The sequence below is a fragment of the Deltaproteobacteria bacterium genome (assembly GCA_021737785.1).
Taxonomy (GTDB): domain Bacteria; phylum Desulfobacterota; class DSM-4660; order Desulfatiglandales; family Desulfatiglandaceae; genus AUK324.
On the sequence record JAIPDI010000004.1, the window covers coordinates 159,496 to 174,036 of the forward strand.

Sequence of the window (14,541 nt, forward strand, 5' to 3'; positions counted from 1 at the left end):
TCACATCCGAAAATTCTGAGAGTGTGCCCATTGAAGAAACTGATTTTTGGAAAGAAATGCAGTCCAATAGAGTCGGTAACCTTCTTTCCGCTGCACGACTTAAAGCAACTCTTTCTCAAGCACAGCTTGCGGCAAAGCTGGGTGTGCGCCAAAATATGATCAGCGATTATGAACGAGGGAAACGCAGGCTCACTCCGGCAATGGCGAAACGGATAGCTGGAATACTTGACATCAAGGTTGAGAGAATTTCGTAGTGCGTGGAGATGATTGATTCGGAGAAGAAAGATGGTTAAGCCACGCTGCGAGTCTAATGATGTCTTGGAGCAACTTGTAGCAAAGGCAGTGGCTTACGGCGCCGACAGACTCGAGATCGAATACAAGGATGGACACGAAGAGGTCTGCGCCATGAAAGGTTCCCTTGGGGTAGGCATTGCCAGGTTCCCAGCGTTATCCGACGAGGCCCGGTGCCTACGCGAGCATTTGCATGCCATCCGGAGGAAGGGCAGGAGGATCACCACGGATGCCGGCGACTTCATCCTGAGGGCATCTACCTACGATAGTTTCGGCGAGACAGCCTACCGCGTGCGAATCCGAACATTGACCGAATAAGTTGGTGGCGCCGACCACCAGGGGAGATGTTCAAATACGCTGGGCAATGGGCTGCCTTTTCGATTGAAGATCTCAAATTGATGGAGGGCCAGCTTCCACGGCGGGCAATCTCAATGGTTTTGGAGTGGGCATTTCAGCATAGAGATGAACTCATGGTGAACTGGGAAAAAGCCCAGAGGAGTGAAGCTTTGGAGAAAATCAAACCCCTTGATTAGGAGAACGATCATGCGATGGGTCACTGAAGCAACCTATCTTGGTGGATACAAGCTTAAAATCCGATTTGACAACGGAGAAGTCAAAGCTGTTGATTTGGAGCCCCATCTTGACGGCCCTATTTTTGAGCCATTGAAGGATCAGGGGTTTTTCAAATCCTTTTATGTGAACCGCGATATAGACACAGTCGTCTGGCCGAACAACGCTGACTTCTCACCAGATTTTCTCTACGACATCGGTGAGAACGCCAGCGAACAAGACGCCTCAGCCGACGCTCGTATCTCGCGCGGCTGAGTTTTTCGTAAGGGAAAGAAGGGGATGTTGTTGCGATGTTGACTTGTTAGACAGCATTGAAACAACGTACCCCTCAATACCCCCCGCGGCAACGCCCCGGATCGGGTCCGGGGCAGGCTCTTGCCTTCGGCTAATACTTTTGTTAGAATCCGTTCAACATCTCAACAGCATTGAAGACCCCGCCCGTCTCTTAGGGGCTCTCCCAACTTTAAGGAATGTTTCGTCATCTTGAGTTCGCTCGCTGGTCTGGCATAGGTACCGGCGAATGCGCTCGCTGAAAATGGTCGTCCTGATGCGCTTCTGAAGCCATGCATGGCGTTAAAGCCTGGCAGCAGACACCAAAAACGGAAACCCGTCAATTCAGCTGATGTCTGCCATTGGAGGCAGGCACAATGGGGAGCTTTCCCCCGAAGTTCACACCTCCCGGTTAACCGGGATCTTCGACATGCCGGTCAGAAATCCCGTATGCGGGGGCGTACCACAAAGGCATCCAGGTGGGCGCGGCAAAGCCGCATCGCTGATGCTCGCATTTCGCCCAAGGGAGCCTGGAGCCGCAGTTGAACCCGAGGTGACTTTATGAACGAGGAAATTTTCTTTCGCAGCATTTACGAGCATATGGGAGTTCCGATCTTCGTCTTACAGGTTGATGTGGACGGTGATTTCGTTTTCGGCGGCCTCAACCCGGCCTGCGAGAAAGCCACCGGCCTTCGTAATGAGGACGTAGCCGGCAAGCGCCCCGAAGAAATCTCCGGCCTTCCCCAAGAAAACGCCGCAGCGCTGCGGGCGAACTGCCAGCGCTGCCTGGAGACCAACGAAGCCATCCAGTGCGAAGCGCCATTCGTTGGGCGCACCCAGGAAGCCTGGTGGCTGACGCGGCTTTCGGCGGTACGAGACGAGGCAGGAAAGATCGTCCAGATTATCGGTTCTTCGGTAGACATTACGGACCTGAAGCGGGCAGAGGATGCCCTGCGGGAGAGCGAAAGAAAGTATCGGGATTTGATCGATGGAATGAATGAGACTGTCTGGGTGATTGATTTTGATACGACGATTCTGGATGTCAACAATGCCGCCGCCAAAGTCTTGGGTTACACGCGGGAAGAGCTTCTATCTGCCAAGATTTCTGATATTGACGATAACCTGACGCCCGAACAGATACAAGACCTGGCCCGTTCCATGCCAAGAGATAAAATCCAGGTATTTAAAACATGGCACGAAACAAAGGATGGAAGGCGACTACCAGTGGAGGTCAGTTCCAGTCTGGTATCATACGGGGGGAGAACTGTTATTCTGAGCATCGCAAGGGACATGACTGAACGCAAAAGGGCGGAAGGGGAATTGATGGATGCCCACAAGCAACTTGAGCGATCGCTGATGTTTAACGAAGCTTTGTTATCGGCAATTCCCACGCCAGTATTTTATAAGGACAAAGAAGGTCGGTATCTGGGATGCAACCAAGCCTTCTCTGAGTTTACCGGGGCCAGTGCTGATCAGATAAAGGGAAAAACGGTTATGGAGCTCTGGCCAAGTGAAAATGCGGAGATATATCACCAAAGGGACTTGGAGCTGATGCACAATCCCGAGCTGCAGACTTATGAGTTCATCGCACGAGATAAAAACGGAATAGACCGCCCCGTCATCTTTGCCAAGAACGTATTTCGTGATGAAAGCAAACACGTGGCAGGGATCGTGGGCACGTTCGTTGACATCGCCGAGAGAAAGCGCGCGGAGCAAGAACGTCTGGTGCATCTCGGATTCCTTGAATCCATGGATCGAATCAATCGGGCGATACAAGGGACGAGTAACCCTGAACAGATGATGAGCGATGTGCTCGACGTGGTGCTTTCGATCTTTGAGTGCGACCGGGCGTTTCTGATGTATCCGTGCGATCCTGGGGCAACCGCATGGCGAGTGCCGAAGGAGCGGAACAAGCCGGAATATCCGGGCGTTCTCGCGCTGGGACTTGAAATGCCAATGGACCCGGATGTTGCGGAGACGCTGCGTATCTTGTTGGCAAATGATGGTCCGGTGCAATTCGGTCCGGGGACTCGGAATGCACTGCCTGCAGCCGTGTCAGAAAGATTTGGCTTTAAATGTTTCATGTCCATGGCAATTTACCCCAGAATAGGCAGTCCCTGGCAATTCGGGATCCATCAGTGCTCGTACGCCCGCATTTGGACAGCAGAGGACGAGCGACTCTTCAAGGAAATCGGCAGACGGCTGGCGGACGGCTTGGCCAGTCTGTTGACTTTTCGCGATTTGCGTTGCGCCAAAGAACTTTGGGAAAGAACGTTCGACGCGGTACCTGAGCTGGTTGCAGTCATTGATGACAGCTTTCACATTGTTCAGGCCAACAAGGCCATGGCCGATCGGCTGAATCTCCCGAACCAAGTCTGTATCGGAAAGACCTGTTATAAGGTCGTACACGGGACAGAGAAACCTCCTCCTTCCTGTCCCCATTTGCAATTATTGGCTGATGGGCTGGAACATAGTGTTGAGATGAGAGAAGAGCGTCTGGGCGGCGATTTTCTCATTAGCACATCCCCTCTTTTCGAATCTGATGGTCGGCTGATCGGCTGCGTGCATGTTGCCCGCGACATCACCAAGCGCAAGCGGATTAATAGTATCATGCAGGCCCGACTCTGTCTGTTGGAATTTGCCAACTCACACTCGATGGACGAATTTCTGACCGCAACGCTGGATGAAATGGAGGCGCTAACCGGCAGTTCGATTGGTTTCTATCATTTTCTCGATGCAGATCAAAAGACGCTCTCATTGCAGAGTTGGTCGACGAATACGCTAGAGAACATGTGCACGGCCACGGGAAGAGGCAGCCATTATGATGTTGCCCAGGCGGGTGTATGGGTGGATTGTGTACATGAACGTCGTGCTGTTATTCACAACGACTATGCCTCTCTACCTCATCGCAAAGGGATGCCTGAGGGCCATGCACCGGTCACTAGAGAAGTAGTTGTCCCGATTTTCAGAGGCAACCTGATAAAGGCGATTGTGGGCGTGGGCAACAAACCTACCAATTATGATGAAGGCGATGTGGACATCCTATCACAATTGGGTGACCTGTCTTGGGATATTGTCGAACGCATGCAGACGGAAGAGGCCCTGAAGGAGAGCGAAGAACGCTATCGCCTGCTCTTCCAGCGTTCGCCAGTAGGCGTGTTCCACTATGACATGCAGCTTCACATCACTGACTGCAACGACCGCTTTGTAGCCATTCTCCAATCCAGCCGGGACCGATTGGTGGGCCTGGATATGAAAACGCTGCGAGACCAGAGTGTGCTTTCCGCTCTGCGTCAGGCGGCGGAGGGAAAGGAGGGCTCTTACGAAGGCTTTTATCGTGCCACCACCAGTTCTGCGGAAATCTGGATTTCCATGCGCACTGCTCCTTTGGTTGACCTACAGGGCCAGGTCAAAGGCGGCATAGGGATAGTCGAAGATATCACCGAGCGCAGGCAAGCGGAGGATGCCCTGAGGCGTTCGGAAAATGAAAAGGCAATTCTGAATCAGATTGCGAGCATCTTTCTCACGATTCCTGACGAAGCGATGTACGGAGAAGTGTTGGCGGTTGTCCTTCAAGTGATGAAAAGCAACTTCGGTATCTTTGGATATATAGGGGAAGATGGAGACCTTGTCATGCCCAGTTTGACCAGAGAGATCTGGAGTGAGTGCCAGGTTCCCAGCAAGTCCATCGTCTTTCCAACGGATTCCTGGGGAACCAGCCTCTGGGGGAGAGCGATCAGGGAGAAAAAGGCCTTCTGTTCGAATGGACCTTTTCGCACGCCTGAGGGGCACATCCACATTGATCATTTCCTCACAGTGCCGATCGTTTATGGTCAGGAGACCATCGGGCTGATTTCCGTGGCCAACAAGGAAGGGGGATACGCCAAGGAGGACAAGGATTTCCTGGAGCGCATTGTATCCAGGGTTTCACCGATCCTTAATGCCAGATTGCAGAGAGACGCCCAGGAGCGGAGGCGCAGGGCCGCGGAGAGAAATCTGAGGGAATCGGAAGAGAAATACCGCTTGTTAATTACGAATGCCGGTGAGGCCATCTTCATTATCCAGGATGATGCCGTGAAATTTCCGAACCCTAAGGCCTTGGAAATGTCGGGTTATTCCACTGAAGAATTGGCCGGCATTCCTTTCATTGATCTTGTCCATCCTTCAGATAAAGAGGCGGTTCTTGAAGGATATTTGAAGCTGCTGGAAGGAAAGCAGCCCGAACCATTCCCGTTCAGGATCATAGACAAGAAGGGCAAGGAGAGGTGGGTTCAGCTCACCACGGCCCCGATTATTTGGGAGAAGAAACCGGGCATTCTCTGTTTTCTGAGGGATGTTACCGATGAGAAGAAGCTGGAAGCCCAGCTCACGCAAGCCCAGAAAACGGAGGCATTGGGACGGCTCGCAGGCGGCGTGGCACACGACTTCAACAATATGCTCACAGTGATCATCGGTAATGCGGAAATGGCGCTCATGGATGTCGCCTCCTCGGATCCGCTCTATGCCCGGCTTCAGAAAGTCGACAACGCCGCCCGTCGGTCAGCCGACCTCACCCGGCAACTGCTGGCCTTTGCGCGCAAACAGACCATCTCTCCAAAGGTTCTAAACCTGAACGACACCGTTTCAAGCATGCTCGAGATGCTGCGGCGGCTCATCGGCGAGGACATTGATCTGGCCTGGCGGCCATGGGCGGAGTTGTGGCCCGTCAAGATAGATCCAAGCCAGATCGATCAGGTGCTGGCAAACCTGTGCGTCAACGCCCGCGACGCCATCGCTGGAGTGGGCAAGGTCACTGTTGAAACGGGAAATATTGCCTTTGACGAGGACTATTGCGCCACTCACCCGGATTCTATCCCCGGTGAGTATGTCCTCCTTGCTGTGAGCGATGACGGCTGCGGCATGGACCAAGAAACACAAGCGCATCTGTTTGAACCCTTCTTCACCACTAAGAGCGTGGGCAAGGGCACTGGCCTGGGACTGGCCACCGTGTACGGCATCGTCAAGCAGAACGACGGCTTCATCAACGTATACAGCGAGCCGGGACAGGGAACGACATTCAAGATCTATTTTCCCCGGCACAAGGCCGAACCCGCGGGACCCCTGGTGGAAACCGCAGCGGAAACACCCCATGGAGGAAGGGAAACGGTGTTGATGGTCGAGGACGAAGAGGCGATTGTGGACATCGGCAAGAGTATCCTTGAAAAATTGGGATATACGGTGTTGATGGCCAAGACACCAGGAGAGGCGATACGTCTGGCCGAAATGGATACTGGTGACATTCGCCTGCTGATTACCGATGTGGTGATGCCGGAGATGAACGGTCACGACCTGGCGGAACGGCTCGCTTCTATCAAGCCGGGCCTCAAATGCCTGTACATGTCCGGCTATACAGCCAACGTAATTGCCCATCGGGGGATCTTGGAGGCGGGCGTTTATTTTATCCAGAAGCCGTTTTCGATGATGGACCTGGCAGCCAAAGTGCGCGAGGTGCTCGATCAGAAATCGGCCGATAGCAATCGGGAACGGGGTAACCGTCATGGGTGAAGAAAGTAAATCAATTCACGAATTTGATTTCAAATTAATCTGCGAATATTTCTCAAGCATAGAACGACAAGGGCCCGGCAGCCCTGAAGTAACCATTAAGGCCTTGAGCTTTATCGATAATCTGACAAATGAATCCCGCATCGCTGACATTGGTTGTGGAACCGGCGGTCAGACAATGGTAATGGCGTATCATACACCGGGATGTATTACCGGTATCGATTTGTTTCCCACGTTTATAGATCTCTTTAACACCAATGCGAATAGGCTGAATCTTCAGGATAGAGTAGAGGGTATTGTGGGTTCGATGGACAATCTCCCGTTTCATCATGAAGAATTGGACCTGATCTGGTCTGAAGGGGCAATCTATAATATCGGGTTTGAACGTGGCTTGAATGAATGGCGAAAGTTTTTGAAAACCGGAGGCTATATTGCCGTTTCTGAGGCCTCGTGGTTTACCGAAGCGCGACCTGTCGAAATCGAGGAGTTTTGGAAGGATGCTTATCCGGAAATCGATACTATTTCAAATAAGGTCGCACAAGTGCAAAAAGCCGGATACATTCCGATGGCCACTTCTGTTCTGCCTGAGAATTGCTGGACTGAACATTTTTACGATCCACAAGTTCCTGCACAGAAAACCTTCCTGAAAAAATACGCAGGGAATAAGACTGCCGAGGAACTCATCGCAAACCAAAGGCATGAAGCTGAGTTATATTCCAAATACAAAGAGTTTTACGGCTATGTTTTCTATATTGGGAAAAAGATATAAATCATTGGGTTACATTTCAATGAGAGAAGAGGGCTTTACAATCGAAGCCGGCGGCACTTTTGTAGGATGCCTTAATCGTAACCCAGCTCCATCAGCCTCTGTTCGCTTATCCCGAGCGCGTGGGCGATCTCGTGCACCACGGTAATCGCGATCTCCTGCTCCAGGTCTTCGACGGTTTCGCACATCTCCTCCAGGGGTTCCTGGAACAGAAGGATGGCGTCCGGAAACAGTGGGGGCGAGGTAACAAACCGCTCCGGCCAGGGCACCCCGGTGTACAGGCCCAGGAGGGAATCGTCAGGAGAAAGACCCATCTCCTCCAGCATCTCTTCCGAAGGTCGTCTCTGCACGGATATGAGGAGATTGTCCAGGTGACGGCGGATCTCTTGAGGAATGCGGTCGATGGCCTTCTTCACGATCCTGTTGAAGGTCTTATCGCTCAGTTTCATGGCTTTGCCGGTTCAAAAATCCCCTGCCCGGCCTTTTTCCGGCGCCTTACACTGGCGAGCTTTTCCATCCCCACAATCCAGCTGATCAAGGCGCTGTACCCCAGGACCATTGCCCAGTGACCCATCCCCATCGGCTGGGTTCGAAAGATAGTATTGAAAAAAGGCGCATAGGTAAAGAGGGCTTGAAGGGCGGCCATAACGGCGACGCCCGCCCATAACCAGCGGTTGGAGAAAACCCCCAATTGCCAGAATGACCGGGTGAGGGAACGGCAGTTGAACAGATAGAACATTTCGCCGAAAACGAAGGTATTGACCGCCATGGTCCGGGCCAGGTCTTCTTTGCCCGAGGTGCGAAGCTCCAGCTCAAAGAGCCCGAAGGCCCCGATCAAGAGGAGGAGACTCACCAGCACGATCCTGAAAATAAGGGCCCGGTTGAGGATCGGTTCCCTGGGGTCCCGGGGTTGACGGGTCATGATGCCGGGCTCCTTGGGCTCGAAGGCCAGGGTAAGCCCCAACAGGAGGGCCGTGGTCATGTTGATCCAGAGGATCTGCAAGGGGAGGATGGGGAGGGCGGCGCCCAGGAAAATGGCCAGTATGATGACCAGGGCCTCGCCGCCGTTGGTGGGAAGGGTCCAGGTAATGAACTTGGTGAGGTTGTCGAAAACCCCCCGTCCTTCCTCCACCGCGGCCTTGATGGTGGAGAAGTTGTCGTCGGTAAGCACCATATCGGCGGCCTCCTTGGAGACATCGGTGCCGGTGATGCCCATGGCAACGCCGATATTGGCCTGTTTGAGCGCGGGGGCGTCGTTCACCCCGTCCCCGGTCATGGCCACCACATGATCCCGTTCCTGGAGGGCCTCCACCAGCCGCAGCTTCTGTTCCGGCGATACCCGGGCAAATACGGCGGTCTTCTCCGCGATATCGACCAGGGCCTCATTTCCAAGCTGAGAGAGATCACGTCCCGTAATCACCTCGCGCGTATGAATGGAACATGCCTCGCTGCACAGCCCCAGCTGGCGGGAAATGGCTGCGGCGGTGCCCGCGTGATCGCCGGTGATCATCTTGACCAGAATGCCTGCCTTCTGGCAAACGCCGATGGCCTCCATGGCCTCGGGCCGCGGCGGATCAATCATCCCCTGGAGCCCCAGAAAGGTAAGCCCTTCCCGAAGGTCTTCATGGGTGATGCGCGCGGTATCAGCCGGAACCTCCTTGCGGGCAAAGGTCAGGACCCTGAGCCCGTCGCCGGCCATCTTTTCCACCCGGGCATGGATCTCCCGGGCATCGGCCAGATCCACCCGGCCTTCTGCGGTGTAAAGGGCGCTGCATTCCAGGCAGAGGCTTTCGATGGAACCCTTGACATAAACGACCCTGGACTTGTCCGTGCCCTGGTCATGGAGGGTTGCCATATACTGGTTCGCCGATTCAAAAGGGATGCTGTCTATGCGCGGCATTTCATGATGGAGGGTTTCCGGAACGATTCCGGCCTTGGCCGCGCAGCTGATGAGGGCCCCTTCTGTGGGATCTCCCTCTACGATAAAGGTCTCCCCGGTCTGCCTCACTACCGAATCATTGCAGAGGGTCCCTGCCTTTAAAAGCTCGATCAAGGCCCAGTTGTCCGCAACACCGGCACCGCCTTCCGTGGGGGTGATATGGCCTTTGGGTGCATATCCCACGCCCGAGACACCATAGAGAACGCCGCCCGCGTACAGTTCGGTGACGGTCATCTGGTTCTGGGTGAGGGTCCCTGTCTTATCCGAGCAGATCACCGTGGTGCTTCCCAGGGTCTCAACCGCAGGCAGCTTGCGAATAATGGCGTTTCGTCTGGCCATGCGGGACACCCCGATGGCCAGGGTGATGGTGATGGCCGCAGGCAGTCCCTCGGGGATGGCCCCCACGGCAAGGGCAACGGAGGCCATGAACATTTCGACCCAGTCCTGGCCCCGCAAATACCCGACCAAGAAAGTCACCATTGCCAGGGCAACGATCACATACAGAAGTATCTTGCTGAAGCGTTCGATCTTCAGGGTCAGGGGCGTGGCCAGCACCTCGGCCGAGGAAATCATCTCGTTGATGCGACCGACTTCGGTATGGTCGCCTGTGGCAATCACCATCCCTTTGCCGGCGCCATGGGTCACCAGGGTGGAGGAATAGGCCATGTTTCGGCGGTCAGAAAGGGGGGTATCTTCAGGGAGACCCACCTCGTCTTTCTGGACCGGGAGGCTCTCTCCGGTAAGGGTGCTCTCGTCGATACGGAGATCCCGGACCCCGAAGAGACGTACATCGGCGGGGATCTTGTCGCCGGACTGCAAGAAGACGACGTCCCCCGGCACGAGCTCCCGGGCCGGCACTTTTTGCCGTTGGCCGTCCCTCTGAACCATGGCGCTGCTCACCATGGCCCGGGCCAGCGCATCGATGGCCTTAAGGGCCTTGGATTCCTGAACGAAGCCGATTACCGCATTGATGAGGATGACCCCGAAGATGACCCCCGCCTCCACCCATTCCCGGAGAAACAGGGTCATCAGGGTCGCCGCCAGGAGAATGATCACCAGGGGCTGATTGAATTGAAGCAAAAAGCGGATGACCGGTCCTTGCCCGATTTTTTGAGTCAGGGTGTTCTCCCCAAAGGTCCTGCGTCTGGACAGGACCTCCTCTTGGGTCAGGCCGTTTGCCGGATCGGTTTGAATCGTCCGCGAGACCTCCTCCGGATCCAGATGGTGCCAGGATTTCGTCGGCAGTGTCTGCATGATGGGCAACTCCTTTAAACAGGGGTGAAAAGGGCGAAAACCGAGACTCTACGAGCACTTGACCTTGAGATCGCGTCTTCGGCGATATGACGAAATCGCTTTTTTATAGAGATATAGTCTATTGGAAACGGGGTTGGGGGTCAAGGACAAGAAGGTTCCTATCCGTGATAGCCGTTTGCCAGCCTTGTTTGTCCGTGCCACGGAGAAGCAGGTCTGCAATGATCCTGCTCTCCGAAACCTTCAGTGATCCTGCGGTGATGTCGGCGCTGGGCATCGGCCTGTGCCTCTAATATACCCCTTTGAAGTCCGTGGGATCGGGAGTACTCCCCATCCTCGGCCAGCATGTTGAGCAAAACCGCCACATCATATCCAGCCTGCCGGGCATAACCCAGGGCCAGGCAGGAATCCTTGCCCCCGCTCCAGGAGCAAAAGGCCTTTTGTGGCAGTCGTGTTGTTCCCATATCAGTCTCCCAAGGCGGACCAACGGCCGCATCCGATAATTCTCAAAAAGAAGCACAGCGCCATGAAGAGATTTTCCGGCTTTTTCTTGTAAATATTGGCGAATATCGCCCCATGTGAAAATATAGATCGAAGTCGAATCAGAATCCTTGATCCAAGGATATCGTATATACAAATAGAACGGTTTTTTCCAGAGCGATCCGGTTTATGTTGACAATCCCGTATTGTTGGTCTATTCTTAGGGAGAATCATTATCATTTCATAATCATTATCATTGGATATAGCATGTCTAAAAAGCAGACCCGCCTGGAACAGATGCTTGACAAGCTGAAAGCGCAGCAGTTCAGGATCACGCCGCAGCGCATTGCGGTGCTGAGGATCCTTGCACGGAGCAATGGGCATCCCAGTGTTGAAAGTATCTATGAGGAGGTCAAAAAGGGTTTTCCCACCACCAGTCTTGCAACGGTTTACAAGGCCGTGACGCTTCTCAAGGAGTTGAATGAGGTGATGGAATTGGGCTTTCCGGAGGGAGGCAACCGATATGACGGAACCAGGCCATACCCCCACCCGCACCTGATTTGTACAAAATGCCATAAGATTATCGATCCGGATCTGGAAAGTCTTGAGGGGGTGACCAAGGAACTGGCTTCAGAAACCGGGTTTCAGATTACCAGCCATCGTCTGGATTTTTTTGGAATCTGCCCTGAGTGTCAACAGCGGAGAGATTGAGGTCAGTATCAATCTTTATTTAAATCTTTAAACCGATGTAATCAAAGAAAGGAGGATGTTGATGCCTGAAGAATTTAAGGCGGGCTGTGCACGACCGACCGGCGGTCCTGTGGGTGAACCGGAACCCGAGGAAGGAAAAGAAACAACTGCTGCAGAGAAGAAGGAGGAAAGGTCCATGGTGATGATCGGAAGGAAGGCGCCGGACTTTGTGGCGCCGGCATATCTGGAAGGAAAGTTCGTGAATGTGACGCTGTCCGAATACCTGGGACAATGGGTGGTCCTCTGTTTTTATCCCGGTGATTTCACCTTTGTCTGAGCCACGGAGATCTCGGCAGTTGCCGAGAAATATCCGGAATTCCAGAAACTGGGCGCGCAGGTCCTCTCCATGAGCATCGACAGCGTGTTTGTCCATAAGATGTGGAACGACAACGAGTTGTCCAAGATGGTCAAGGGCGGGGTGCCTTTCCCCATGCTCTCCGATGCAGGGGGCAAGGTGGGGGCCATTTATGGTGTTTACGACGACCAGGCGGGCGTGGAAACACGGGGACGGTTCATCATCGATCCCGACGGGGTAATTCAGGGGTACGAGGTTCTTACGCCTCCGGTGGGCAGAAATGTGGCGGAATCCCTGAGACAGATTCAGGCCTTCCAGGTGGTACGCAACAGCAAGGGCGCCGAGGCGACGCCCTCCGGCTGGAAGCCGGGAAAAATGACCCTGAAGCCTGGACCGGACCTGGTGGGAAAGGTCTGGGAGGTCTGGAAGACGGAGATGGCCTTCGATTAGCGCCCGCGGTCGCTCCTTGTACCCATCCGCATCTGTTCAGGCGGGCCGTCCGGCACGGACAAGGATGTGCCTGCGGCCCGCTCCAACAATCCTGCTCAGCCAATGGACCAGGAGGTATGAATGACCACTAACAGGCCGAGAAATTGAAAGGAGGTATTATTGTGAAAGACAACGACCCTAAGCCCACAACCACTGATGCCGGCATCCCGGTATCCAGCGACGAGTTTTCCCTTACCGTAGGACCTGATGGCCCGATTCTGCTGCACGACCACTACCTCATGGAGCAGATGGCCAGCTTTAACCGGGAGATGATTCCGGACCGCCAGCCCCACGCCAAGGGCTCGGGGGCCTTTGGACATTTCGAGGTGACTCAGGACGTCAGCGCCTACACCAAGGCGGCCGTGTTTCAACCGGGTGAGAAGACCGACGTGCTGGCCAGGTTCTCCACGGTGGCGGGCGAGAGCGGCAGTCCCGACACCTGGCGGGACGTACGCGGCTTTGCGCTCAAGTTCTACACCACCCAGGGCAATTACGACATGGTGGGGAACAACACGCCGGTGTTCTTCGTCCGTGACCCGATGAAATTTCAGCACTTCATCCACTCGCAGAAGCGCCGTGCGGAAAGCGGTCTGCGCGACAACGACATGCAGTGGGACTTCTGGACCCTGTCTCCTGAGACTGCCCATCAGGTCACCATCCTCATGAGCGATCGCGGGGTCCCCCGAAGCTATCGGCACATGAACGGCTACACGAGCCACACCTACATGTGGGTCAATGCCGAAGGCGAGCGCTTCTGGGTGAAATACCACTTCAAGACAGACCAGGGCATTGAGTACCTTACCCAGGAGGAGGCCGACCGGATCGCCGGCCAGGATGCCGACTACCACCGCCGCGATCTGTTTGAGGCCATCAAGCAAGGGGATCACCCCAGTTGGACCCTGAAGGTGCAGATCATGCCCTTCAAGGAGGCCGAGACCTACCGGTTCAACCCGTTTGACCTGACCAAGGTCTGGCCCCACGGCGACTACCCGGCCCAGGAAGTGGGCCGGCTCACCCTGGACCGAAATCCGAGCGATTTTCATGCGGAGATCGAGCAGGCGGCCTTCGAACCCAACAACCTCGTCCCGGGAATCGGCCCGAGCCCGGACAAGATGCTGCTCGCCCGCCTGATTTCCTATGCCGACGCCCACCGGGCACGCCTGGGGGTCAACTACCGGCAGATCCCGGTTAACCGTCCCAGGGTTCCGGTGCACAGCTACAGCAAGGGCGGCGCCATGCGGGTTGAGAACGTCTCCGATCCGGTCTACGCACCCAACTCAAAGGGCGGCCCCAAGGCCGACACCGGGCAATATCCGGAGGTGGCCACCTGGAGTGCCAGCGGCGAGTTCATCCGCGCCGCTTATACCAAGCGCAAGGATGATGACGACTTCGGCCAGCCCGGCACCCTGGTGAGAGAGGTCATGGACGACGCGCAGCGAGACCGACTGGTGTCCAATGTGGTCGGGCACTTGAAAGCCGGCGTGTCAGAACCCGTGTTGAAGCGTGCCTTTGAATACTGGCGCAACATCGACAAAAAGATCGGCGATCGCATCGCCAAGGGCGTACAAGGGGGCTGATCACTGCATACTTTGTGAGAGAGCAACCTTGTGAAGGATCTTGTGGGAGCGGCTTTCAGCCGCGATATGCCGGTGGGTCGCGGTTAGGAAACCGCTCTCACAGTTATTCAAACGACGGATGAGGCAGTGTCTTCCTAAGGCGGCCTAAAGGCCGCAACCAAACAGGTTTCACCTATGGACGCTCGTGGGGGTCTCTGCCCAAGAGCTGCAATAAAATGCGGTCGTATCGTTCGGCGGCCGCCCCCGGGCTCCGAATAATGTTTACGGAAAGGCAGCAAGGACATACCGTCCCATGAAAGGCTGTACTTGGGGCTGGAACAGA

Annotated in this window: 13 protein-coding genes; 10 read left to right on the plus strand and 3 right to left on the minus strand. The window is 54.9% G+C overall.

Going from position 1 to position 14,541, the window contains the following annotated elements:
• Positions 1 to 56 precede the first annotated feature (56 nt).
• The 6 genes from K9N21_04005 (at position 57) to K9N21_04030 (ending at position 7,441) form a co-directional block, all read left to right on the plus strand.
• Positions 57 to 254, plus strand: a complete 198-nt coding sequence (locus tag K9N21_04005) for a helix-turn-helix domain-containing protein (protein MCF8143065.1) — start codon at positions 57 to 59, stop codon at positions 252 to 254.
• Between the two features lie 64 nt (positions 255 to 318).
• Entirely contained in the window at positions 319 to 609 is a 291-nt protein-coding gene (locus tag K9N21_04010; GenBank protein MCF8143066.1) for a hypothetical protein, read from the plus strand.
• Between the two features lie 26 nt (positions 610 to 635).
• Entirely contained in the window at positions 636 to 824 is a 189-nt protein-coding gene (locus K9N21_04015) for a DUF4160 domain-containing protein (GenBank protein ID MCF8143067.1), read from the plus strand.
• 10 nt (positions 825 to 834) lie between these two features.
• Positions 835 to 1,116 carry a DUF2442 domain-containing protein gene (locus tag K9N21_04020; GenBank protein MCF8143068.1) on the plus strand — a complete coding sequence of 94 codons (282 nt, stop codon included), beginning with the start codon at positions 835 to 837 and terminating at the stop codon, positions 1,114 to 1,116.
• A gap of 576 nt (positions 1,117 to 1,692) precedes the next feature.
• Positions 1,693 to 6,675 (plus strand): PAS domain S-box protein, encoded by a 4,983-nt coding sequence (locus K9N21_04025; protein MCF8143069.1) that lies wholly within the window; start codon positions 1,693 to 1,695, stop codon positions 6,673 to 6,675.
• Positions 6,668 to 7,441 carry a class I SAM-dependent methyltransferase gene (locus K9N21_04030; protein ID MCF8143070.1) on the plus strand — a complete coding sequence of 258 codons (774 nt, stop codon included), beginning with the start codon at positions 6,668 to 6,670 and terminating at the stop codon, positions 7,439 to 7,441. The genes K9N21_04025 and K9N21_04030 overlap by 8 nt, the downstream gene beginning before the upstream one ends.
• Before the next feature lie 71 nt (positions 7,442 to 7,512).
• Here the strand turns inward: K9N21_04030 and K9N21_04035 are convergent, their stop codons facing one another.
• The 3 genes from K9N21_04035 to K9N21_04045 all read right to left on the minus strand — a co-directional run bounded on the left by K9N21_04035 (position 7,513) and on the right by K9N21_04045 (position 11,092).
• Positions 7,513 to 7,887: a metallopeptidase family protein gene (locus K9N21_04035; GenBank protein MCF8143071.1), complete on the minus strand. Its 375-nt coding sequence runs from the start codon at positions 7,885 to 7,887 to the stop codon at positions 7,513 to 7,515.
• Positions 7,884 to 10,631 carry a cation-transporting P-type ATPase gene (locus tag K9N21_04040; protein ID MCF8143072.1) on the minus strand — a complete coding sequence of 916 codons (2,748 nt, stop codon included), beginning with the start codon at positions 10,629 to 10,631 and terminating at the stop codon, positions 7,884 to 7,886. Before K9N21_04040 ends, K9N21_04035 begins: the two co-directional genes overlap by 4 nt.
• A 158-nt stretch (positions 10,632 to 10,789) precedes the next feature.
• Positions 10,790 to 11,092 (minus strand): hypothetical protein, encoded by a 303-nt coding sequence (locus tag K9N21_04045; protein MCF8143073.1) that lies wholly within the window; start codon positions 11,090 to 11,092, stop codon positions 10,790 to 10,792.
• 283 nt (positions 11,093 to 11,375) lie between these two features.
• Here K9N21_04045 and K9N21_04050 point away from each other — a divergent pair, with 283 nt between their 5' ends.
• The 4 genes from K9N21_04050 to K9N21_04065 all read left to right on the plus strand — a co-directional run bounded on the left by K9N21_04050 (position 11,376) and on the right by K9N21_04065 (position 14,219).
• Positions 11,376 to 11,819: a transcriptional repressor gene (locus tag K9N21_04050; protein ID MCF8143074.1), complete on the plus strand. Its 444-nt coding sequence runs from the start codon at positions 11,376 to 11,378 to the stop codon at positions 11,817 to 11,819.
• A 61-nt stretch (positions 11,820 to 11,880) separates the two neighbouring features.
• Positions 11,881 to 12,135 (plus strand): redoxin domain-containing protein, encoded by a 255-nt coding sequence (locus K9N21_04055; protein ID MCF8143075.1) that lies wholly within the window; start codon positions 11,881 to 11,883, stop codon positions 12,133 to 12,135.
• Between the two features lie 69 nt (positions 12,136 to 12,204).
• Positions 12,205 to 12,603, plus strand: coding sequence for a redoxin domain-containing protein (locus K9N21_04060; protein ID MCF8143076.1), 399 nt, complete (start codon positions 12,205 to 12,207; stop codon positions 12,601 to 12,603).
• A 161-nt stretch (positions 12,604 to 12,764) separates the two neighbouring features.
• A complete protein-coding gene (locus K9N21_04065; protein MCF8143077.1) occupies positions 12,765 to 14,219 on the plus strand; it encodes a catalase in 1,455 nt (484 codons plus the stop codon).
• The last annotated feature ends 322 nt before the right edge of the window (positions 14,220 to 14,541 follow it).